The organism is Luteimonas sp. e5, assembly GCF_054031035.1.
The window spans coordinates 184,660-206,485 of the sequence record NZ_JBSTRX010000002.1 but is presented as its reverse complement, the minus strand read 5'-3'; the positions used below and the strand labels follow the sequence as shown (position 1 = coordinate 206,485).

The 21,826-nt window shown below is 67.3% G+C and carries 26 protein-coding genes and 1 tRNA gene; 19 read left to right on the top strand and 8 right to left on the bottom strand.

The genetic code is table 11. The features are described from left to right. The first annotated feature begins 10 nt into the window (after positions 1-10). The 9 genes from accB (at position 11) to purD (ending at position 8,480) form a co-directional block, all read left to right on the top strand. Entirely contained in the window at positions 11-490 is a 480-nt protein-coding gene (gene accB / locus ACW11F_RS06425) for an acetyl-CoA carboxylase biotin carboxyl carrier protein (protein ID WP_456996086.1), read from the top strand. Between the two features lie 101 nt (positions 491-591). Continuing rightward, complete coding sequence (gene accC / locus ACW11F_RS06420; protein WP_456996559.1) at positions 592-1,959, top strand: acetyl-CoA carboxylase biotin carboxylase subunit; 1,368 nt, start codon at positions 592-594, stop codon at positions 1,957-1,959. Next, positions 1,959-2,879: a 50S ribosomal protein L11 methyltransferase gene (gene prmA / locus ACW11F_RS06415; protein WP_456996085.1), complete on the top strand. Its 921-nt coding sequence runs from the start codon at positions 1,959-1,961 to the stop codon at positions 2,877-2,879. Before accC ends, prmA begins: the two co-directional genes overlap by 1 nt. A gap of 9 nt (positions 2,880-2,888) precedes the next feature. Then, the gene (locus tag ACW11F_RS06410; protein ID WP_456996084.1) at positions 2,889-3,485 is read left to right on the top strand and encodes a DUF3426 domain-containing protein; all 597 of its coding nucleotides are present in this window, start codon (positions 2,889-2,891) and stop codon (positions 3,483-3,485) included. Between the two features lie 47 nt (positions 3,486-3,532). Beyond that, positions 3,533-3,793, top strand: a complete 261-nt coding sequence (locus ACW11F_RS06405) for a helix-turn-helix domain-containing protein (RefSeq protein WP_456996558.1) — start codon at positions 3,533-3,535, stop codon at positions 3,791-3,793. A gap of 148 nt (positions 3,794-3,941) precedes the next feature. Further along, a complete protein-coding gene (gene purH / locus ACW11F_RS06400) occupies positions 3,942-5,549 on the top strand; it encodes a bifunctional phosphoribosylaminoimidazolecarboxamide formyltransferase/IMP cyclohydrolase (RefSeq protein ID WP_456996083.1) in 1,608 nt (535 codons plus the stop codon). Between the two features lie 85 nt (positions 5,550-5,634). After that, positions 5,635-6,408 carry a substrate-binding domain-containing protein gene (locus ACW11F_RS06395; RefSeq protein WP_456996082.1) on the top strand — a complete coding sequence of 258 codons (774 nt, stop codon included), beginning with the start codon at positions 5,635-5,637 and terminating at the stop codon, positions 6,406-6,408. Positions 6,409-6,491: 83 nt separating this feature from the next. After that, positions 6,492-7,148: a mechanosensitive ion channel domain-containing protein gene (locus tag ACW11F_RS06390; RefSeq protein ID WP_456996081.1), complete on the top strand. Its 657-nt coding sequence runs from the start codon at positions 6,492-6,494 to the stop codon at positions 7,146-7,148. A 51-nt stretch (positions 7,149-7,199) separates the two neighbouring features. Beyond that, entirely contained in the window at positions 7,200-8,480 is a 1,281-nt protein-coding gene (purD, locus tag ACW11F_RS06385; RefSeq protein ID WP_456996080.1) for a phosphoribosylamine--glycine ligase, read from the top strand. Positions 8,481-8,531: 51 nt separating this feature from the next. On the opposite strand, the gene ACW11F_RS06380 is transcribed toward purD, so the two are convergent. Continuing rightward, a complete protein-coding gene (locus ACW11F_RS06380) occupies positions 8,532-9,425 on the bottom strand; it encodes a nuclease-related domain-containing protein (protein ID WP_456996079.1) in 894 nt (297 codons plus the stop codon). Between ACW11F_RS06380 and ACW11F_RS06375 the strand changes: the two genes are divergently transcribed. The 5 genes from ACW11F_RS06375 (at position 9,399) to ACW11F_RS06355 (ending at position 13,160) form a co-directional block, all read left to right on the top strand. After that, positions 9,399-9,713 carry a hypothetical protein gene (locus ACW11F_RS06375; RefSeq protein WP_456996078.1) on the top strand — a complete coding sequence of 105 codons (315 nt, stop codon included), beginning with the start codon at positions 9,399-9,401 and terminating at the stop codon, positions 9,711-9,713. The two genes, ACW11F_RS06380 and ACW11F_RS06375, sit on opposite strands and share 27 nt — an antisense overlap. Positions 9,714-9,722: 9 nt before the next feature. Further along, positions 9,723-10,358 carry an acyl carrier protein phosphodiesterase gene (locus ACW11F_RS06370; RefSeq protein WP_456996077.1) on the top strand — a complete coding sequence of 212 codons (636 nt, stop codon included), beginning with the start codon at positions 9,723-9,725 and terminating at the stop codon, positions 10,356-10,358. A gap of 25 nt (positions 10,359-10,383) precedes the next feature. Next, positions 10,384-12,324, top strand: a complete 1,941-nt coding sequence (locus tag ACW11F_RS06365; protein WP_456996076.1) for an MFS transporter — start codon at positions 10,384-10,386, stop codon at positions 12,322-12,324. A 69-nt stretch (positions 12,325-12,393) separates the two neighbouring features. Next, complete coding sequence (locus ACW11F_RS06360; protein WP_456996074.1) at positions 12,394-12,744, top strand: CD225/dispanin family protein; 351 nt, start codon at positions 12,394-12,396, stop codon at positions 12,742-12,744. Next, positions 12,741-13,160, top strand: coding sequence for a DUF2752 domain-containing protein (locus tag ACW11F_RS06355; RefSeq protein ID WP_456996072.1), 420 nt, complete (start codon positions 12,741-12,743; stop codon positions 13,158-13,160). Before ACW11F_RS06360 ends, ACW11F_RS06355 begins: the two co-directional genes overlap by 4 nt. 7 nt (positions 13,161-13,167) lie before the next feature. Here the strand turns inward: ACW11F_RS06355 and nudC are convergent, their stop codons facing one another. From nudC to ACW11F_RS06340, 3 genes are read right to left on the bottom strand one after another with little or no spacing between them, the layout of a single operon-like run. Next, positions 13,168-14,055 (bottom strand): NAD(+) diphosphatase, encoded by an 888-nt coding sequence (gene nudC, locus ACW11F_RS06350; RefSeq protein WP_456996071.1) that lies wholly within the window; start codon positions 14,053-14,055, stop codon positions 13,168-13,170. Positions 14,056-14,086: 31 nt separating this feature from the next. Further along, entirely contained in the window at positions 14,087-14,461 is a 375-nt protein-coding gene (erpA, locus tag ACW11F_RS06345; RefSeq protein ID WP_456996070.1) for an iron-sulfur cluster insertion protein ErpA, read from the bottom strand. Positions 14,462-14,492: 31 nt separating this feature from the next. Continuing rightward, positions 14,493-15,230, bottom strand: coding sequence for a DUF6776 family protein (locus tag ACW11F_RS06340; protein ID WP_456996069.1), 738 nt, complete (start codon positions 15,228-15,230; stop codon positions 14,493-14,495). Between the two features lie 125 nt (positions 15,231-15,355). Here ACW11F_RS06340 and ACW11F_RS06335 point away from each other — a divergent pair, with 125 nt between their 5' ends. Continuing rightward, positions 15,356-15,982: a DUF4126 domain-containing protein gene (locus tag ACW11F_RS06335; RefSeq protein ID WP_456996557.1), complete on the top strand. Its 627-nt coding sequence runs from the start codon at positions 15,356-15,358 to the stop codon at positions 15,980-15,982. A 7-nt stretch (positions 15,983-15,989) separates the two neighbouring features. On the opposite strand, the gene ACW11F_RS06330 is transcribed toward ACW11F_RS06335, so the two are convergent. After that, positions 15,990-16,601, bottom strand: a complete 612-nt coding sequence (locus ACW11F_RS06330) for an RNA pyrophosphohydrolase (protein WP_456996068.1) — start codon at positions 16,599-16,601, stop codon at positions 15,990-15,992. A 216-nt stretch (positions 16,602-16,817) separates the two neighbouring features. Between ACW11F_RS06330 and ACW11F_RS06325 the strand changes: the two genes are divergently transcribed. From ACW11F_RS06325 to ACW11F_RS06315, 3 genes are all read left to right on the top strand, one after another. Further along, positions 16,818-16,894, top strand: a tRNA-Met gene (locus ACW11F_RS06325). Positions 16,895-16,950: 56 nt separating this feature from the next. Next, a complete protein-coding gene (gene queD / locus ACW11F_RS06320; RefSeq protein WP_456996067.1) occupies positions 16,951-17,319 on the top strand; it encodes a 6-carboxytetrahydropterin synthase QueD in 369 nt (122 codons plus the stop codon). Between the two features lie 122 nt (positions 17,320-17,441). After that, on the top strand, positions 17,442-17,843 hold the full coding sequence (locus ACW11F_RS06315; protein ID WP_456996066.1) for a phasin family protein: 402 nt from the start codon (positions 17,442-17,444) through the stop codon (positions 17,841-17,843). Between the two features lie 131 nt (positions 17,844-17,974). Here the strand turns inward: ACW11F_RS06315 and bioD are convergent, their stop codons facing one another. Further along, the gene (gene bioD / locus ACW11F_RS06310; protein WP_456996065.1) at positions 17,975-18,604 is read right to left on the bottom strand and encodes a dethiobiotin synthase; all 630 of its coding nucleotides are present in this window, start codon (positions 18,602-18,604) and stop codon (positions 17,975-17,977) included. After that, on the bottom strand, positions 18,601-19,368 hold the full coding sequence (locus tag ACW11F_RS06305; protein WP_456996064.1) for a TMEM175 family protein: 768 nt from the start codon (positions 19,366-19,368) through the stop codon (positions 18,601-18,603). The genes bioD and ACW11F_RS06305 overlap by 4 nt, the downstream gene beginning before the upstream one ends. A gap of 29 nt (positions 19,369-19,397) precedes the next feature. Here ACW11F_RS06305 and ACW11F_RS06300 point away from each other — a divergent pair, with 29 nt between their 5' ends. Next, complete coding sequence (locus tag ACW11F_RS06300) at positions 19,398-19,883, top strand: GAF domain-containing protein (protein WP_456996063.1); 486 nt, start codon at positions 19,398-19,400, stop codon at positions 19,881-19,883. A 7-nt stretch (positions 19,884-19,890) separates the two neighbouring features. On the opposite strand, the gene glmS is transcribed toward ACW11F_RS06300, so the two are convergent. After that, the gene (glmS, locus tag ACW11F_RS06295) at positions 19,891-21,723 is read right to left on the bottom strand and encodes a glutamine--fructose-6-phosphate transaminase (isomerizing) (RefSeq protein ID WP_456996062.1); all 1,833 of its coding nucleotides are present in this window, start codon (positions 21,721-21,723) and stop codon (positions 19,891-19,893) included. Positions 21,724-21,826: the final 103 nt, after the last annotated feature.

Sequence of the window (21,826 nt, the reverse complement as noted above, 5' to 3'; positions counted from 1 at the left end):
GAGACTTGTCATGGACCTTCGCAAGATCAAGAAACTGATCGACCTGCTGGAAGCCTCCAACCTCAGCGAAATCGAAATCAAGGAGGGTGAGGAATCGGTACGCCTGTCGCGCGCCGCCACCGGCATCGCCGGTGCTGCCGCCGCGCCGATGCCCACGGTGGCGATCGCCCCGGTCAGCGCGCCGCCGATGCCGATGAACTCCCCGGTGCAGGCCGCCACCGGCGGCAGCCCGCGCCCCGGCCCGGAGCTGCCCGAGGGCCATGTGGTGCGCGCACCGATGGTCGGTACCTTCTATGCCAGCCCGGCCCCGGACAAGCCGCCGTTCGTCACCGTCGGCGCCACGGTCAGTGAGGGCGACACCCTGGGCATCATCGAAGCGATGAAGATGTTCAACCCGATCGAAGCGGAAACCTCCGGCACCGTGCTCGCGATCCAGTGCGAGAACGGGCAGCCGGTGGAATTCGACCAGCCGATGTTCGTGATCGGCTGACCGGGCCATGCCGCGGCAGCTGCGCACGCCTGCACACGCCCCGCGGCATCCGCGCCGACACGGCGCATCGACACTCACAGACCGGGATCTGCGCAATGCCAATGCTGGATAAAGTCGTCATCGCCAACCGTGGCGAAATCGCCCTGCGCATCGTCCGCGCCTGCCAGGCGATGGGCATTCGCACGGTGGCGGTGCACTCCACCGCCGACCGCAACCTCAAGCACGTGGCGATGGCCGACGAGTCGGTGTGCATCGGCCCGGCGCCGTCCACCGAAAGCTACCTCAACATGCCGGCGATCATTTCCGCCGCCGAGGTCACCGATGCCCAGGCGATCCACCCCGGCTACGGCTTCCTCGCCGAGAATGCCGACTTCGCCGAGCGCGTGGAGCAGTCCGGCTTCGTCTTCATCGGCCCGCGCGCCGACACCATCCGCCTGATGGGCGACAAGGTCGAGGCGATCCGCGCGATGAAGGCCGCCGGCGTGCCCTGCGTGCCGGGCAGCGATGGGCCGCTGGGCGATGACGGCGAGGAAAACCTGCGCATCGCGCGCGAGATCGGCTACCCGGTGATCGTCAAGGCGGCCGGCGGCGGCGGCGGCCGCGGCATGCGCGTGGTGAACACCGAGGCCGCGTTGCTGACCGCGATCAGCACCACGCAGAGCGAGGCGCGCGCGGCGTTCGGCAAGGACATGGTGTACATGGAGAAGTTCCTCGAGAACCCGCGCCATGTCGAGATCCAGGTGCTGGCCGATGGCCAGGGCAATGCGATCCACCTGGGCGAGCGCGACTGCTCGATGCAACGCCGCCACCAGAAGGTGGTCGAGGAGGCGCCGGCACCGGGCATCAGCGATGAACTGCGCGCGGAAATCGGCAAGGTCTGCGTCGAGGCCTGCATCCGCATCGGCTACCGCGGCGCCGGCACCTTCGAATTCCTGTTCGAGAACGGGCGCTTCTACTTCATCGAAATGAACACCCGCATCCAGGTCGAGCATCCGGTGACCGAGATGGTGACCGGCATCGACCTGATCCGCGAGCAATTGCTGATCGCGGCCGGGCGCAAGCTTTCGATCAGGCAGGAAGACGTGGTGATGCGCGGGCATGCGATCGAATGCCGCATCAATGCCGAGGACCCGGACAGCTTCATGCCCTCGCCCGGCCTGATCACCCATTTCCATGCCCCGGGCGGGCCCGGCGTGCGCGTGGATACCCACGTCTACGAGGGCTACCGCGTGCCACCGAATTACGACTCGATGATCGGCAAGCTGATCGTGCATGGTGCCGACCGCAAACAGGCGATCGCGCGCATGCGTGTGGCGCTGTCGGAAATGGTGGTCGACGGCATCAAGACCAACATCCCGCTGCAGCAGCGCATCCTCGCCGATGCCGGCTTCGCCACTGGCGGTCAGAACATCCATTATCTGGAAAAGCGCCTCGCCGAAAGCCGCGAACGCTCGCTGAAGCTGGCCTGATGGCCTGGCTGCAGCTCACCCTGCCGGTTTCGCAACAGGCACACGCGCAGTACGAGGCGGCGCTGGAAGCGGCCGGTGCGCTGTCGGTGACGTTGCAGGATGCGGATGCGGAAACTCCGGACGAGCAGGCGATCTTCGAACCCGGTGTGGGGCAGACGCCGCTGTGGCGGCAGATGACCTTGAGTGCGCTGTTCGATGGCGCCACCGATGGCGCGGCCCTGCTCGTCGCGCTGCGCGAGGCGCATCCGGAGCTGGACTTCGATGGCGCGGTGCTGGAAGCCGTCGAGGATCAGGACTGGCAGCGCGCCTGGCTGGATCAGTTCCAGCCGATGCGCTTCGGCCAGCGCTGCTGGATCGTGCCCTGGGACCATGCCCTGCCCGAGGCTGCCGAAGCACAGGACGCCGCGGTGGTGCGGCTGGATCCCGGGCTTGCCTTCGGCTCGGGCACGCATCCGACGACGGCGCTGTGCCTGGGCTGGCTGGATCAGCTGGCGACCAATGGCGAGTTGCAGGACGCCGAGCTGCTCGACTTCGGCTGCGGCAGCGGCATCCTCGCGCTGGCCGCGCTCAAGCTCGGCGCCGCGCGTGCGGTCGGCATCGACAACGATCCGCAGGCGCTCGTGGCCAGCGCCGACAATGCCGCGCGCAACGATCTGTCCGAACGCATCAGCCTGCACCTGCCCGGGGAGGCGCCGCAGCGCCGCTATCCGCTGGTGGTGGCCAACATCCTCGCCAGTGCATTGGACGAGTTGGCCGAGACGCTGGCCGCTGCAGTGGCTCCGGGTGGCCGGCTGGCGATGTCCGGCATCCTCGTCGGCCAGGAAGATGCGCTGCTGCTGCGTTACGCACCGTGGTTCGAAGACCTGCGCGTGGAAACGCTGGAAGATTGGGTGCGCATCGACGCACGGCGACGCGTTTAAGCTGTACCCATGTCCGTCCCGCCCCGGCCATCCGCAGCACAGCCCGAACCGCAGCCGGATTCCGCGCCCGGCTTCAGCGTCGTGGACGTCCTCGAGGCCCGTCGCGAAGAGCGCTGGACCTGGCTGGCCAGCGGCGCACTGCTGGTGCTGCTGGCGTGGATGCTGCTGATGGCCGGACGCGCCGATCTTGCCGCCAATGCCGCCACCCGCCCCTTCATCGAGCGCAGTTGCGCCGTGCTCGGCTGCCAGCTGCCACCGTGGCGCGATCTGGATGCCCTGCACATGGTCGGCCACGACGTGCGCGCGCATCCTCGGCAGCCTGGCGTGCTGCAGGTGCGCGCCGGCTTCCGCAACGATGCGCCGTGGGCACAACCCTGGCCGCGCCTGCTGCTGGTGCTGTCCGATGCCGGCGGCCAGACCCTGGCCCAGCGCGAGCTGGCCCCGAACGAATACCTGCATGGCCCACATCCGCCGCTGATCGGTCCGGGGCAAACCGCCAGCATCGCCTTCGCGGTGCGCGAACCGGCGCGTGATGCGGTGTCATTCCGCTTCGCCTTCCGTCCCGATGGCGTCGCATTCAGTCACCCCGCAACGCCGCCGCGCTAGACTGACCGACCCACGCCCATGTGACCGGCGCGTGGCCACCAGGGGAAATCCGACTCGTGCCAAACCGCCCAAGCCCAGCGCATGTGCCCTTGCGCGAACACGCCGCCCTCTCCATTCGCCGCTACCTTGGCGACCTGGACGGCTGCGGCGGTGGCGACCTGCACCAGGTGGTGCTGCGCGAAGTGGAGATCCCGCTGTTCGTGGAAGTGCTCAACCACTGCGACGGCAACCAGAGCCGCGCCGCCGCCCTGCTCGGCATCCACCGCGCCACCCTGCGCAAGAAGCTGCGGGAATACGGGATTGGGTGAAGCCAGGAACGAGTGTGGAGGAACGAGGAACGAGTGGTGCGCAAGCACGTTGAGCCCGCTTTCACTCATTTCGCTTCCACTCGTTCCTCGTTTCTCGTTCCTAGTTCCTAGTTCCTATAATTAAGGGTTTCACCAAACCGATCCCGCCATGCCCGCCTCCGCTTCCCCGCTCCACGGCTCCCACCGCCGTCTGACTCGTGCCCTGTTGTCGGTGTCCGACAAGACCGGGTTGATCGATCTGGGCAAGGCGTTGCATGGGCATGGGGTGGAGTTGCTGTCCACCGGCGGCACGGCCAGGGCGCTGCGCGATGCGGGCTTGCCGGTGCGCGATGTCAGCGAGGTGACGGGGTTTCCGGAAATGATGGATGGCCGGGTCAAGACCCTGCATCCGAAAGTGCATGGCGGGCTGCTGGGCCGTGCCAGCACCGATGATGCGGTGATGGCCGAACACGGCATCGCGCCGATCGACCTGCTGGTGATCAACCTGTATCCGTTCCAGCAGGTCGCCGCGCGCGAGGGCGTGGGCCTGGCGGAACTGATCGAGAACATCGACATCGGCGGGCCGGCGATGCTGCGCTCGGCGGCAAAGAACTTCGCCCGGGTCGCGGTCACCACCGATCCGGCGCAGTACCCGGCGCTGATCGAGGAACTGGCCGCCAACGACGGCGCACTTGGCGGCGCGACCCGCTGGCAGCTGGCGGTGGCCGCGTTCAACCGCGTCGCGCAGTACGACGCCGCCATCAGCAACACGCTCTCGGCGCTGGCCGCGGACGAGGCCGGCGACATCGCGCGCAGCGATTTCCCGGCGCAGTCCAACGGCAGCTTCGTCAAGTTGATGGATCTGCGCTACGGCGAGAACCCGCACCAGAAGGCGGCGTTCTACCGCGATCTGCATCCGGCACCCGGATCGTTAGCGACCTTCACCCAGCTGCAGGGCAAAGAGCTGAGCTTCAACAACCTGGCCGATGCCGATGCCGCTTGGGAATGCGTACGCCAGTTCGATACCCCGGCCTGTGTCATCGTCAAGCACGCCAATCCCTGCGGTGTGGCCACGGGCGCGGCCTGCGGCGATGCCTACGAACTGGCCTACGCCACCGACCCGACCAGCGCCTTCGGCGGCATCATCGCCTTCAATGCCCGGCTCGATGGCGCGACCCTGCGCAGCATCCTCGAGCGCCAGTTCGTGGAAGTGCTGATCGCCCCGGACTACGACGACGAGGCCCTCGAGATCGCACGCAAGAAAGCCAACGTGCGCGTGCTGCGGATTCCGCTGGCGCCGCGCAGCGCCGGCTTCATCGACGTCAAGCGCGTGGGTTCGGGCCTGCTGATGCAAAGCGCCGACGACCGCGAAGTGACCCGCGACGAGCTGAAGGTGGTCAGCGCGGTCGCGCCCGATGCGGCGCAGCTGGACGACCTGCTGTTTGCCTGGAAGGTGGCCAAGTTCGTCAAGTCCAATGCGATCGTCTATGCCAAGGACCAACGCACCATCGGCATCGGCGCCGGGCAGATGAGCCGCGTGGTCAGCGCGCGCATCGCCGCGATCAAGGCCGAGGACGCAGGGCTAACCGTGCCCGGCGCGGTGATGGCGTCCGATGCCTTCTTCCCGTTCCGCGACGGCATCGACGCTGCCGCGGCCGCCGGGATCAAGGCGGTGATCCAGCCCGGCGGCTCGATGCGCGACGAGGAAGTCATCGCCGCCGCCGACGAGCACGGCCTGGCGATGGTGTTCACCGGCGTGCGCCACTTCCGTCACTGATCGGACGCGCACCCACCGCAGCCGGTTCACCCGCGGGCAACGTGTCTGCAGCTAGCGTCGTGACTCGTCCCGCGGAGTTGCCACCATGCGCCTGTTGCACGCCCTGCTGATCACCCTCGCCCTGTTGGGCATCGCGCTGCCCGCGCAGACTCTGGAAGCGCGGGAAGTGCTGCACGTGTACGGCCCCGGCGGCCCCGCCCCGGCAATGAAGGCCGCGGCCGAAGCCTTCGGCAAGGCGCATGGCGTGGAGGTGCGGGTCAGCGCCGGTCCCACCGAACAGTGGGCCGAGCAGGCCAGTGCCGACGCCGACCTGATCTACAGCGGCTCCGAGCACATGATGGGTGCCTTCGCCACCCGCCTGCCGGGCCTGTTCGAGCTGGGCGATGCGCGCCCGTTGTACCTGCGGCCATCGGCCATTCTGGTGCGGCCGGGCAACCCCAAACGCATCCGCGGCCTGCGCGACCTGCTCAAGCCGGGCATGCGCATCCTGGTGGTGTCCGGCGCCGGGCAGACCGGGCTGTGGGAGGACGTCGCCGGGCGCATGGGCGATATCGAAACCGTGCGCGCCTTCCGCGCCAACATCGCGTTCCCGGAAGCCGGCAACAGCGCGCAGGCCAAGCAGCGCTGGCAGGAGGACACTGGCCTGGACGCATGGCTGATCTGGAACATCTGGCAGCGCGCCAATCCGCAACTGGCCGATGTCGTCGCCATCGAGCCGCGCTATCGCATCCATCGCGATTGCGGCATCGTCGTGACCCGGCATGGCGCCGGCAAACCGCAGGCACGCGCGTTCGCCGAATTCCTGGAAAGCGCCGAGGCACGCGCGATCTTCGCCGAACATGGCTGGATCACGCGCTGAAGTCATGGCAGATGCGCCTGTCGCACGTTGCAGGCGTCGATAGAATGCGCGGCATGGTCCGCCCGCCACTCGAGTAACCGCGCATGTCCGCCCCGTACAAGCACCATCTGCCGACATGGCTGCACGACTGGTATCCGCAACTGGTCCTCGTGCTGCAGCTGCTGTTGATCCTGCTTGCGGCATGGGCGCTGCGCGCCTTGCTGTTGCGCGCGATCCGCCGCCTCGCCACGCGCTACGACCTGCCGGTGCAGATCACCGTCAGCGCACGCCGCATCATCGCCTTCCTGATCGGCTTCGGCACCCTGCTGCTGGTGCTCGAGCGCCTGGGCGTCTCCGGTGGCGTGCTGTGGACCGCGTTCACCGGCTTCGCCGCGGTCGCCGCGGTCGCCTTCTTCGCCGCGTGGAGCGTGCTGACCAATCTGTTCTGCGCGCTGCTGCTGCTGATCACGCGTCCATTCCGGCTGCACGATCACATCGAACTGCTCGAGGCCGGCGACCGCCAAGGCCTGCGCGGCCAGGTGGTGGACATGAACCTGATCTTCGTCACCCTGCGCGAATCGCATGCCAATGGCGGCGAAAGCGTGCTGCGCATCCCCAACAGCCTGTTCTTCCAGCGCAGCACCCGGCGCTGGCGCGGCGAACCGGTACCGATCGAGTTGCCGCCCTCGAACAACGCCCCGCCTTCCTCCAGCACGTCCGCAGGCGGCGGCGGGGGCAGCGCATTCGCCCAATTCCCCTGAGCCGGGATCGCGCCACTCGCTAGAATCAGGCACCCCAGCAAGGAAACCGGCATGAAGATCCTCGTCATCGGCAGCGGCGGGCGCGAGCACGCCCTGGCCTGGAAACTGGCACAGTCCGCGCGCGTGTCCGAAGTGCTGGTCGCGCCGGGCAATGCCGGCACCGCGCGCGAGCCGCGCTGCCGCAACGTGGCGGTGGATGCCGGCGATGTCGAGGCACTGCTGCAACTGGCCCGCGCGGAGGACGTGGCGATCACCGTGGTCGGCCCCGAGGCGCCGCTGGTGGCCGGTGTGGTCGATCACTTCCGTGCCGCCGGCCTGCGCATCTTCGGCCCCACCGCCGCCGCCGCGCAGCTGGAGGGCAGCAAGGCGTTCGCCAAGGATTTCCTCGCCCGCCACCGCATCCCCACCGCGCATTACGCGGTGCATGACGAGGTCGAAGCCGCGCTTGCGCATGTGCGCAAAACGGGCGCGCCGATCGTGATCAAGGCCGATGGCCTGGCCGCCGGCAAGGGCGTGATCGTGGCGATGACCCAGGCCGAGGCCGAGGCCGCGGTGCGCGACATGCTGGCCGGCAACGCCTTCGGCCAGGCCGGCAGCCGCGTGGTGATCGAGGAGTTTCTCGAAGGCGAAGAAGCCAGTTTCATTTCCATGGTCGATGGCGAGCACGCGCTGCCGATGGCGACCAGCCAGGACCACAAGCGGGTGGGCGATGGCGATGCGGGTCCGAACACCGGTGGCATGGGGGCCTACTCCCCGGCGCCGGTGGTCACTCCCGAGGTGCATGCGCGGATCATGCGCGAAGTGGTGGAACCGACCGTCGCCGGCATGCGCGCCGACGGCGTGCCGTTCACCGGCTTTCTGTATGCCGGGCTGATGATCACCCCCGACGGCACGCCGAAGGTGATCGAATTCAACGTGCGCTTCGGCGATCCGGAAACGCAGCCGGTGCTGATGCGGCTGGATTCGGACCTGATCGATCTGCTCGAAGCGGCGCTCGATGGCCGCCTTGACGCGGTCGATGCGCGCTGGAACCCGCAGCCCGCGCTCGGCGTGGTGATGGCGGCGCAAGGCTATCCCGACAAACCGCGCAGCGGCGACCGCATCGAAGGCCTCGACCACGACTTCGGCCCCGCCTGCAAGGTGTTCGTCGCCGGCGCCAAGCTCGACGACGCCGGCCACGCCCTCACCAGTGGCGGTCGCGTGCTGTGCGTCACCGCCCTTGGCGATGACATCGCCCAAGCACAGCAGCGCGCCTACGCCGCCGTCGAGCGCATCCACTGGCAAGGCCAATTCCACCGCCGCGACATCGGCTGGCGCGCGATCGGGCGCTGAAACCCGACCCGATCAAGCCCGGCTGCTCGACACCAGACCTGTGCTGACCGATCAGTCCTCGATCTTCGGATAGCGTGTTGCCAGTGCCTGCGCGATCATGCGTCGCTTTTCCGGTGCGATCACGTCGTCACCGTAAGTGAAATACTCGCAACCACGCCCCATCGGCGTGAACACGAACACACTGGCACCCCGGCTCGCCTCCGACTTCTGAATGAACCAGCCAGGCAAAGCCACGCACGGACGAACCGGAATCGGCTCACCCATCGACTCACGCAGGAAGTCCGCCAGCCATTTGGCATGACGCCTGGACTGCTCCAGCGGCTTGCGTGTCTTGAAATCACCGAAATCAAGCATTCCACCGTCATACGTCACGGTGGCCGGCGTATTCGGCTCGGCATTTTTGGGCTTGCGGAAGGACTTGGTTTCCACCGCATATATGCCCCTCGGTGCGATCACTATGTGATCGATATTGAAGCCTTCAGCCGGCAAGTCGTGCATGACCATGCAGTCCTGCGCCATCAAGCGATTGAGCTGCATGCCTGTCACGCGCTCAGCCAACAACCCATCACGCACCTGTTCGCGACGACGATAATGCCTCTGGTAATGCCACAAGCCATAGCCGAAAAAAGCAGCCCAACCGATAGCAAACAAGGTCTCACCAACACCCCAGCGCAACTGGGTCCAATCGAGTCGAAGCGTCGCCCAGATCATGAACATCAGAGGCAGCGCAAGCAGCATCAGGTCGAAGCCAATGCCTGCCTCGGTATCGTGTCTCTCGATGCGCTCCAATAATTGCTGACCCGGCACATGCCCCACCTGTTTGCCGTGCAGTGGCGAGCGACGACGGCGAGCTACATGGATTACTCGAAATACAGCGATCACGATGATGCTGATCACAATCGAGGTGACGAACACTCCATGTCCGATGAAGTTCTGCCACTTCATTGCATGCCTGCCTTTCTCTCGTCCCTCATGCATGTGCCCGGGTTTGCCGACCGGTGGCCAGCTGACCGGAATGAGGGGGCGCCGGGATACCGCGACCGGGCGAGGATCGACCCCGAATCCATGGAGCCCCGCTCTGCTGAAACCTTGCACTTCTGCACGCCCAAGCGCTTCGTTGGGCCGGCGATCGCCAAAACAGCGGACATGCTCACCGATTTCATGGTGTTCAATGACATGGCACCTCCTCGCTTGCGCCAGAGGATACGCCAGCACGCAACGATGGCCGCCTAGAATCAGCGCATGAACTACCTCGCCCATTGCTGGCTGGCGCGCGACAGTGACGAGGCGATCCTCGGCGCGCTGCTAGGCGATTTCGTGCGCGGGCAGGCCGGACTGGTGGAGTGGCCGCCGGTGGTGCGTGCGGAGATCCTGCGCCACCGCCGCATCGACCGGTATACCGATCAGCATCCCGCGGTGGTCGCCGCGCGTGGCCTGTTCGGCGGGCTGCGGCGCTATGCCGGAATCGTGCTCGATGTGTATTTCGACCATCGACTGGCCCGCGACTGGGCACGCTGGAACGCGGAACCGTTGCCTGCGTTCAGCGCACGCGTGTATCGCATCCTCGCGCAGCATGCTGACGTGCTGCCGCCACGCTTGGCGATGATCGCCCCGCGCATGGCTGCGCATGATTGGCTGGCGTCCTACCGCCTACGCGACAACGTGGATGCGGCGATACGCGGCATCAGCACCCGGCTGTCGCGCAATGGCGATCGCCTGCTGGCCTGCCTCGAGGTGCTGCGCGCGCATGAGGAGGAGATCGGGGCCACGTACGACCTGTTCTTCCCCCAGCTCATCACCGCTGCGGCGCAGATGCGTCTGACCGCGGATGCGCCGGCCATGGCAGGCGACGGCTCGGCTGCCATCGCGCCGCGCTAGACTCGCGCCATCCAACGGGGGCCGCATGTCGAAGATCCAGCGTTCGCCAACCACGCATTCCCAGTTCGGCCTGCTGCGGCAGCGCCGCTTCCTGCCCTACTTCATCGTCCAGTGCCTGGGCGCGTTCAACGACAACGTGTACCGGCAGGCGGTGATCGGGCTGCTGTTCTTCATGGGCGTGTCGCTGGACGAGCGCACGCTGTACACCAATCTGGCGCCGGCGATCTTCATCCTGCCGTACTTCCTGTTTTCCGCACATGCCGGGCAGATCGCGGAAAAGCTGGAGAAGTCGCGCTTGATCCGCATCACCACCGGCATGGAAATCGCGATCATGTCGCTGGCGGCGGTCGGCTTCGTGCTGCAGAGCATGCCGATCCTGCTGCTGGCGCTGTTCGCCACCGGCATGCAATCGACCCTGTTCGGGCCGGTGAAGTATTCGATCCTGCCGGCGATCCTGCGTCGCGAGGAATTGACCGGCGGCAACGGCCTGGTGGAGATGGGCACCTCGGTGTCGATCCTGGCCGGGATGCTCACCGGCGGCGGCATCTTCCTGCTGGCCGGGCAAGCCGGGCCGCACGCGGCGGCCGCGGCCATCGTGCTGCTGGCGGTGCTGGGGCGTTGGGTCGCCGGGCGCATCCCGCCGGTGCCGGCCGGTGACCCCGAGCTGCGGATCAAGTGGAACCCGCTGCGCGAATCACTGAACGTGTGGCGGCTGACCCGGCACCAGCCGGCGGTGCGCAATGCGGTGCTGGGCGTGTCCTGGTTCTGGTTCATCGGCACCATGCTGACCGCGCAATTGCCGACCTGGGCGGAAGTGCAGCTGGGCGGTCGCCAAGAACTGTACCTGCTGGCGCTGGCGCTGTTTTCGATCGGCACCGGCACCGGCTCGCTGCTGTGCGAAAAACTGTCCGGACGCCGCGTCGAACTGGGGCTGGTACCGCTGGGCGCCTTCGGCGTCAGCGCCTTCCTGCTGGATCTGTACTTCGCGCGCAGCGGCGAATCGCTGTTGCAGGGCCTGTCGATCGACCAATTCGTGACCGCCCCTGGCAGCCTGCGGATCATCATCGACCTGCTTGGCGTCGGCGTGTTCACCGGCTTCTTCGTGGTGCCGCTGTTCGCGCTGATCCAGTCGCGCACCCCGTCCAACGAAATGGCGCGGGTGATCGCCGGGCTGAACATCCAGAACGCGCTGTTCATCGTCATCGCCGCCGGCACCGGCATCGTCCTGCAGCAGGTGCTGGGCTGGTCGATCCCGCAGGTGTTCCTGGGCCTGGCCATCGCCAATGCGCTGGTGGCCATCTACATCTTCAGCATCGTGCCGGAATTCGCCATGCGCTTCGTCGCCTGGCTGCTGACCTCGCTGCTGTACCGGGTGCGCCGCGAGGGCGTGGAGCAGGCGGTACCCGATGAAGGCGCTGCATTGATCGTGTGCAACCACGTCAGTTACATGGATGCGCTGATCCTTTCCGGCGCGATCAAGCGGCCGGTGCGCTTCGTGATGTACTACCGCATCTTCAACATCCCGCTGCTGAGCTGGATGTTCCGCACTGCCCGGGCGATCCCGATCGCTGGCGTGCGCGAGGATGCGGACCTGATGCAGCGCGCGTTCGATCAGATCGACGCCGCACTGGCCGCCGGCGAGCTGGTGTGCATTTTCCCCGAGGGCGCATTGACCCGCGATGGCGAGATCGCACCGTTCAAGACCGGCGTGGAGAAGGCCTTGCAACGCGCCGCCCGTCGCGGCCAGACGGTGCCGGTGATCCCGCTGGCGCTGCGCGGGATGTGGGCCAGCATGTGGAGCCGGCGCAACGCACGCGCCGAAGCCGGACGGCTCGGCCGCATGCGCCTGCCGCGCCGGCTGCGTGCACGCGTCGAGGTCATCGCCGGGCCGCCGCTGGACGGCCGCGAGGCGACGGCCGCGCGATTGGAAGACACCGTGCGTGCGCTGCGCGGCAAGGCTGCCTGATCCCTCTTCGCACGATCACTTTGCGTTGATACCATCGAGCACGATCCCACGCTTCGACAAAGGCCCCTGATGAGCACTCCCTATCCCGTGCAGACCCCGGTCCAGAACTACATGGTCTGGTCGATCATCAACACCGTGCTGTCCGCGGTGCTGTGCTGTTTCACCTGCCTGTCCTTCATCGGCATCATCACCGGCATCGTCGCCATCGTGAAGTCGAGCAAGGTCAATCCGGCGTTGCAGCGCGGTGACGCCGCGGCCGCACAGCAGGCCTCGGCCCAGGCCAAGACCTGGAACTGGGTCACCAGCGGCATCCTGATCGCATCGGTGCTGCTGTGGATCGTGTTCCTCGCCACCGGCATGAGCGACAACTATCAGCAGCAGATGATGGAAATCCTCGAACAGATGCAGCAGCAATCATGAGCCCGATCGGCCAGCGCCGGCTGGCCATGGCCGGTGGTGGCGGCATGCTGATTGCCGCCGCTGCGGGCCTGGCGGTGTTTCGTCGCTTCGACCCGAATCTGGACGTCAATCCGTTCTTCCCCTGCAGCTTCCATGCGCTGACCGGGCTGTGGTGCCCGGGCTGCGGCGGCACCCGCGCGCTGCATGCCCTGGCCCATGGCGACGTGGCACGCGCACTGGCGTACAACCCGCTGGTGCCGGTGCTGCTCGTGCTGATGCTGGGCGGGCTGCTGTGGCTGGCCGGCTGGCGGCCCGGCTGGATGCACCGGATCGCCACGCAGCTGGGGCGCCCGTGGCCGTGGCTGGTGCTGATCCCGGGTTTCTGGCTCGCGCGCAACCTGCCATGGCCGCCGTTCGCCTGGCTGGCGCCGGGCTGAGGATCGGTCAGGCGCGCTCGCCGGCGGCCCAGCGCTCGATCAGCCAGCGCGATATCGACATCGGTGGCGACAGCCGCAGCGGGGCGTCTTCGGCGTCGTCGCGCAACGCTGCCTGCACTTCGTCCTGGCTGAACCAGCGCGCCTCCTCCAGTTCGTCCTGCTCGGTCTGCGGCTGGTCGGGATGGGCATGCGCGATGAAGCCGAGCATCAACGAGCCGGGAAACGGCCACGGCTGCGAGCCGAGGTAGCGCGAGCGCTGCACGCGCACGCGGCTTTCCTCCCATACCTCGCGCACCAGGGTGTGCTCCAGCGACTCACCCGGCTCGACGAAACCGGCGAGGGTGGAATAGCGGCGCGGCGCCCAGCCGGGCTGGCGCCCCAGCAGCAGGCGCTCGCCGTCACTGATGGCGACGATCACCGCCGGGTCGCTGCGCGGATATTCGATGCGCCCGCAGGCCGCGCAATCGCCTTGCCAGCCACCGTTCGAATAGCGCAATCCGCCGCCACAGGCCGGGCAGAAGCGATGCGAGGCGCGCCAGTGCAGCACCGCGCGCGCCTGGGCGAACAAGGTCGCCTCGAAAACCGGCCATTCCAGCGCCGCGCGGCGCAGCTCGGTGCGCGGCACGTCGTCGTCGAAGCCATCGCGGGCGAGCGCGGCGAACCACGCCTCCTCGCCGCGACGACCCAGGAAAACGGCATCTTCCGGCGCACCGCGGCTGGCCAGCAGGCGGCCCTGCGCGTCGCTGCGCACCTCGCCGCGCGTGTCCAGCCACAGGCAATGTCCTTCCGCACGCCGCGCATCGAGCTGCGCGGCATCCCCGCGCCATTCGTCGGCACGATCCAGTGGCTGGTCGATGAAAGCGTACGGCGCGCTCATGCGCCGATTGTCGCCCATGCGGGCTGACGATGGCGTCGTACGGGACGGGTCAGACGGTGAACGACGAGCCGCAGCCGCAGGTGGTGCGGGCATTCGGATTGCGGATCGAGAACTGCGCCCCGGTCAGCGTTTCGCTGTAATCCACGCTGGCACCCATCAGGTACTGCAGGCTGAGCGGATCGACCAGCAGGGTCACGCCATCGGTGACCACCGCCAGATCGTCCTCGCCCTGGTTCTCGTCGAATTCGAAGCCGTACTGGAAGCCCGAGCAGCCGCCACCCTGGATGTACACGCGCAGCTTCAGCTCAGCATTGCCTTCCTCGCTGATGAGTTCGCGCACCTTGGCCGCCGCCGAGGCGGTGAACTCCAGCGGTGCATCCAGTTGCTGGTAGCCGGGGGCGGCCTGATCGATCACGGTATCCATGCCACAAGGATGAGGGCGAAGGCGCGCGGCTTCAAGCGCGGACGATGTCCTTCCAGTTGAAGGCATGCTCCAGCGCATTGCCGCGCGCCGGCTTGAGCCGGACCAGCAGGCGGGTGGGCACGAAGCCCTCGGGCAGCGCGAACTGGCCCTCGACCCGCTGCAGATAGCGCAGGCTGTAGTCGATGCCCGGCGCCTCCGCCTGCTGGCGCAGTTCGGCCCAGTCCAGTTGCACCAGTTGCCCGTCGCGGCTGCCCTCCACCGCCAGTTCCAGCGTGCCGCTGCTGCCGCCGGCCTGCTCGCGGGCCTGGGTCAGTGTCAGCTCGAAACGCCAGACATTGGCTGCCTCCGGCGCGACCACGGCGTCGTGCACGCTGAGGCCGCGACGCTGCACCTGCGGGCTGACGAAGCGTTCGTAGAAATCCAGGTCGGCGCGCAGCGCGATGATCTGTTCGTCACGCTCGGCCAGGCTGTCCTGCAGCTCCAGCATCGCCTGGCGGCTGATGCGATCGGACTGGCGCAGGTTGGCGATTTCCTGCTGCAACGCGGCATCGGCTTGCGTGGTCGTCGCGGTGGAAGCCGCCTGGCGCGCGGAGAACCAGCTGGCCAGCGCGATCAGGATCGCGATCAGCGCCACCGCCCATGGCAGCCACGGCTCGCGTGCACGCATCGCCGGTCGCGGCGTGGCGTGTGCGGCAGGTGTCGCGGCCTGCGTCGGCTCGATGGCCTCCCCTTCCGGGGAGGGGGTGTCGTCAGGGGGCGTGGATTCCATGGCTCCTAGTTACCGCTTAAGCCGCGGTCAAGCAAGTCCGCGGCATATAGTGGGGCGTGGCGGCGCATCCTGCCGCGCGGGGACTGCTGATGGATCTTGACCTCTCCACCCTGAGCGTCACGCAAATGTCGTCGGCGCACGTGTTCGCCATCGGCGTGCTGCTGGCGTGGCTGGCGGGCATCCGCGTCTACCTCACCGTGTTCGGCGTGGGCATCGCCGGCGCGATGGGCTGGATCGACCTGCCGCCGGCACTGGCGGCAACCGAATCACCGTGGGTGCTGGGCGTGTCCGGTGCACTGGCGCTGGCCGAGTTCTTCGCCGACAAGATTCCGGGCGTGGACTCGGGCTGGGACCTGCTGCACACCCTGTTGCGGGTACCGGTGGGGGCCTTCCTCGCCGCCGCGGCGATGTCGCCCGATGGCAGCCTCGGCGCGGGCGTGCTGGCCACCGGCGCCGGCGTCGCGCTGACCAGCCACGCGCTCAAGGCCACCTCTCGCGCGGCGATCAACACGTCGCCCGAACCGGTCAGCAACTGGACCGCCTCGCTGGGCGAGGATGCGGTCACCGTCGGTGGCCTCGCACTGGCGTTCTCGCACCCGTGGCTGGCGCTGGCGATCGTGGTTGGCGTGAGCCTCGTCTTCGCACTGCTGGTGTGGTGGACCTGGCGCAAGCTGGCACGCGGTGCGCGACGCCTGTTTTCCCGCCCGGCCGGCGACGCCAGCCCACCGCCGCGACCGCCTGCGGCGCGCTGAGCCGCGCTCAACGCTTGCCGCCGTCCTCGCCGCGTCCGCGCCGTACCGGCGGTGTCTTCTTGCCCGTGGCGCCGCGTCGCCGCGGGCGCGGCATGCCGAAGCCGCGCACCTCGCGGTTCGGTGGCGGGATCGCCTGCGTCCCGGCCACCTCCCGCGCCAGCGGGGCAAGGTGCTGCATCGCCCTGGAATACACGCCGCGCTTGAACATCACCACGTTCTGCACCGGATACCAGAAATCCACCCAGCGCCAATGGTCGAACTCGGGGCGCTCGCTGAGATCCAGGCGCACGTGATCCTCGCTGCCGGTCAGCCGCAGCAGGAACCAGACCTGCTTCTGGCCGATGCACACCAGCCGGTCATTGCGCCGCACCGCGCGTGGCGGCAGCCGGTAACGCAACCAGCCCGGGGTCGCACCCAGCACTTCCACGTGCTCGGGCAGCAGGCCGGTTTCCTCGCGCAGCTCGCGGTACATGGCTTCCAGCGGGGTCTCGTCGGTATTCATCCCGCCCTGCGGGAATTGCCAACCGTCACGACGAACCCGCCGCGCCCAGAACACCCGGCCATCGCGGTGCATCAACACAATGCCCACATTGGGGCGGTAGCCGTCCGGATCGATCACGACGCGGACTCCTGAACTTGTTGGGGCCAAGCCCCGCTGTCATCGAATGTGCCACGCAAGCGCGCAGGCGGCAAGTCGCGCCGCCGAGTCAGCCCCGTCCCGACAGGCCGTATGCCCCGGCCACGCCACCCACGCCCGGTGGCGACACCCGCCCATTGACGGCACCGCCGTGAAAGGGAATAATTTCGTGTTCCCCGCCTGCATTGGCGGCGCGATGGCTATGTAGCTCAGCCGGTTAGAGCACAGCACTCATAATGCTGGGGTCGGTGGTTCGAGTCCACCCATAGCCACCACTCACGCAACCCCGCGCCCGGCGGGGTTCATGCGTTCAAGCACCCGGAACGCGATCATGGAAATCTTCAAGGTCTTCACCATCGAAGCGGCGCACCGCCTGCCGAATGTCCCGGCCGGGCACAAATGCGCGCGCCTGCATGGCCATTCGTTCCGCGTCGAGTTGCATGTCAGCGGGCCGCTGGATCCGGAGCTGGCCTGGGTGATGGACTTCGCCGAACTGAAGGCGGCGTTCAAACCTTTGTATGCCCAGCTTGACCACCATTACCTCAATGACATCCCCGGTCTGGAAAACCCGACCAGCGAACGCATTGCCGAATGGATCTGGGAGCGGCTGAAGCCCGAAGTGCCGCTGCTGTCGATGGTGGTGGTGCATGAAACCTGCACCGCGGGCTGCCGATACCGCGGGCCGATGACTGAAAGCTGACCGCCCGCTGAACATACGGAAACAATCCAAAGCGCATTGTTGCGATGCACAACGCAAGCTGTTATGCTGCGTCGCACAAATCGGGAATCCCCCGGTTTCCGCCACCGATCGAGGACACCACCATGTATCAGCAGCAGTTCAACGAGCAGTTTGCCGCCACCACGCGCCAGTTCGCCGAGACTGCGGCGCGCATCAACCGTCTGGCCCTGGAAAACGCCGAGCAGGTCTTCGGCCTGCAGATGGCCGCGCTGGAAGAAAGCGCCAACGCCACCTTCGCGTTCTGGAACCAGCTGGTCGAGGCCCGCGACTTCAATGGCCTGCGTGACGCCATGCCGGCCGGCATCCAAGTCGCCCGCGAGAACACCGAGCGTGCCATCGCTACCGGCCAGGAAATCTACGAGCGCACCGTGAAGGCCAACGAAGCCATTGCCCAGATCGCCAAGGGCGAGATGGAGCAGGCCGCCGCCAAGGCGCAGGCCCAGGCCGAAAAGGTCGTCAAGACCACGGCCAAGAAGGCGCGCTGAGTCAATCAGCACTGATCCACGGCCGTCATCCGTGACAGCCGCCACGTGGTCAAGAAACCCGGCAACTTCGGTTGCCGGGTTTTTTTATGCCCGCGATACCCGGCCGCGTCCGCGTCGGCGCCCCACTCAGATCAGACCCGCGACCATGTCCGCAGCGGTGCCTGGCCCAATACGCGGGTGAGGATGGCGAGGTTCTCATCGGCGGCCTGCATCCGTGCATCGACCGGGTTGGCGATCCAGCCGGCGAAGCGGCAGCCATCGGCAAGGATCGCGCGCTGCGTGGCCCGCGCCTGATGCACGCAGCCCAGACGCAGACCGACCACCATCAGCACCGGCAAGCCAAGCGCGCGCACCAGATCGGCCTGTTCGATGGATTCGGACAGCGGCGCCAGCCAGCCACCGACGCCTTCCACCAGCACCGCATCCATATCCGGCAGCGCCTGTGCACGCCGGCAGGCATCCAGCATCACGTCCAGTTCCAGCTCGACGCCGACCGCGTGCGCGGCCAGTTCCGGGGCCAGCGGCAAGGGCAAGGCATAGGGATTGCGCGTTGCGTAGTCGATGTCGATGCCGTCAGCCTGGGCATGCGCCAGTGCATCCTCGCTGCGCCAGCCGTCCGCAGTGTGCAGGCAGCCGCTGGCGACCGGCTTGATGCCGAGCACGCGCCGGCCCTGCGTGCGCGCCTCGCGCAGCAGCGCGCAGGTGCTGAAGGTCTTGCCGATTTCGGTATCGGTGCCGGTGATGTAGAGATCGCCGATCATGTCGGTGATTCCGGCTGATGCTCCTGGCCGGCCTCCAATGCCTCCAGCTCGCGCGTCACCCGTGCCCAGTGCCAGGGCAGCAGCACGCCACTGAAGGCATAGACCCACATCGGCAGGCTGTTGAGCAGGCTGCTGTCCGAATCCGCCGCGATCAGCATCAGGCTGAACACGATGCTGATGGCGGCGAGCAGCGCGAGGATGCAATGCACGCCGATTTCTCCTTGCAGCAGACAATGCTCGCGCGCGTCCAGCCGCAGCGCCTCGGCATGCTGCACCGCATGCCGGTTCAAGCGCCACAGGATCAGGCTGAGCAGACCCACGCCGACGCTGTAGACGATGAAGGCGGTTTGCATGTCCAGCGCGATGCGTGCCGGGTCGATGCCCAATTCGCTGGGCAGCGCGCCACCGCTGATCGAGGACAGGAACGCGGAAATCACCATCCGCAGCGGGTACACGAAGACCAGCACCACCAGCACCAACCCCAGGCTGAGCGCGGTGGCAAACGGTGTTTCCAGCCCGAAACGGCGACTGAAGCGGCGATGGCCGATCCAGAAACTGGCCAGCAGCACGAAGCAGACCACGAAGGTCGGCACCCGCAACAGCGCGTGGCGCAGCTCGGCCACGGTTTCCGGCAGCTGGTTGAAGAAGATCACCAGCAAGGTCATGGCGAAGGCGAAGGAGGCATCGACGAACGCCTCCAGCCGCGAGCCCTGGCCGCCGCGCAGCACGAATCCGTCCCGGTCCCGCTTGCCTGAGTGCTGCATCCGCCCCACCGCGCCTCTACACTTGGACGATGTTTATCGCATTCCCGCTCAGCGGCGACAAGCCGCAGCAATACGCCCAGCTGCTGGAACAGGCGCGCGCGCTGATGCACGGCGAGTCCGACCGCATCGCCAACGCCGCCAACCTGTCGGCCCTGCTGTTCAACGCGCTGCCGGATCTGAACTGGGCCGGCTTCTATTTCTTCGACGGCACCGAACTCGTGGTCGGTCCGTTCCAGGGCCTGCCCGCCTGCGTGCGGATTCCGCTGGACAAGGGCGTGTGCGGGGCCGCGGCCAGCCGCCGCCAGAGCCAGCGGGTGGATGATGTCGATGCCTTCCCCGGGCATATCGCCTGCGATTCGGCCTCGCGCTCGGAACTGGTGGTGCCGCTGATCGGCAAGGACGACGCATTGATCGGCGTGCTGGACCTGGACAGTCCGAATCCGGCGCGCTTCGATGCCGACGACCAGCGCGGCATCGAGGCCATCGCCCAGGCGTGGCTCGACGCCTGCGGCTGAGCCCGGCTTACTCCACGGTCACCGACTTGGCCAGGTTGCGCGGCTTGTCCACGTCGGTGCCGCGCGCCAAGGCGGTGTGGTAGGCGAGCAGCTGCACCGGGATCGAATGCACGATCGGCGAGAGCACGCCGACGTGGCGCAGGGTGCGGATCACGTGCACACCCTCGGAGGCGCCGAAGCTGCTGTCGGCATCGGTGAACACGAACATCCGCCCGCCGCGCGCGCGCACTTCCTCGATGTTGGCCTTGACCTTCTCCAGCAGCGCATCGTTTGGGGCGATCACCACCACCGGCATCTTGTCGTCGACCAGCGCCAGCGGGCCGTGCTTGAGCTCGCCGGCCGGGTAGGCCTCGGCGTGGATGTAGCTGATCTCCTTCAGCTTGAGCGCGCCTTCCAGGGCGATCGGGTAATGCACGCCGCGGCCGAGGAACAGGGCATGGTCGCGCGGTGCGAACTTCTCGCTCCAGGCGGCGATCTGCGGCTCCAGATTGAGCGCATGCTGCACGCTGCCGGGCAGATGGCGCAGGGCTTCGATCAGTTCCGCCTCGTGCGCCGCGTCCAGCCGTCCGCGCAGTTTGGCGATGGTGGCGGTGAGGATGAACAGCGCGGCCAGCTGGGTGGTGAAGGCCTTGGTCGAGGCCACGCCGATCTCGGCGCCGGCTCGGGTATGGAACACCAGCCGGCTGGCGCGCGGGATCGCACTTTCCGGCACGTTGCAGATCGACAGCGTGCGCTGCTGCCCGAGTGACTTCGCGTATTTCAGCGCCTCCATCGTGTCCAGGGTTTCGCCGGACTGGGAGATGGTCACCACCAGCTGGCGGGGGTTGGCGACCACGTCGCGGTAGCGGTACTCGCTGGCAATGTCCACCGCGCACGGCAGGCCGGTCATCGCCTCGATCCAGTAACGCGCGACCATGCCCGCGTAATAGCTGGTGCCGCAAGCAAGGATCTGCACCGACTCGATGTCGGCCAGCACCTCGGCGGCGTCCTCGCCGAACAGCTGCGGATCGAACTTGCCGAGGTCGATGACGCCCTCGATGGTGTCGGCCAGCGCGCGCGGCTGTTCGTGGATTTCCTTCTGCATGAAGTGGCTGTAGGGGCCCAGCTCCAGCGAGGCCAGCGAAACGTCGGACAGATGCACGTCGCGCTCGACGGGCGCGGCATCGGCGTCGAACACCTGCACCGCGTCACGGCTGATCAGCGCGGTATCGCCTTCCTCCAGGAAGATCACCCGGCGCGTGGCCTGCACGATGGCGGACACGTCCGAGGCGATGAAGTTCTCGCCTTCGCCGAGGCCAATCAGCAACGGGCAGCCCATGCGCGCGGCCACCATCTGGCCCGGATCACGACGGTCGATCACGGCGATGGCGAACGCGCCTTCCAGCTCCCGCACCGCCGCCTGTACCGCCTGCAGCAGGCTCATGCCCTGGGCCTGGTGATGGTGGATCAGGTGGGCAATGACCTCGGTATCGGTCTGCGACGTGAACTCGTAGCCCAGCGCGCGCAGGCGCTCGCGCTGCACTTCGTGGTTCTCGATGATGCCGTTGTGCACCAGCGCGATCTGGTCGTGGCTGACCATCGGATGCGCGTTGAGTTCGGTGACCCCGCCATGCGTCGCCCAGCGGGTATGGCCGATGCCCAGACTGGCCTGGAACTGCTCGGCCAGCGCCGCGGATTCCATTTCCGCCACGCGGCCGGTGCGGCGCACGCGGCGGATGCGCGCATCATCGACCACGGCAATGCCCGAGGAGTCGTAGCCGCGATATTCCAGCCGCTTCAAACCCTCGACCAGCAGCGGCACCACGTCACGCTGGGCGATCGCCCCGACGATTCCACACATCGGCCCATGCCTCGTTGACCCAATCCCCCATTTTAGCCCGGACGCAGGCGCATCGCGCCTGTGTCCGAGCGGACGTCCGCCAAACCCTGCGGACAGCTGAATT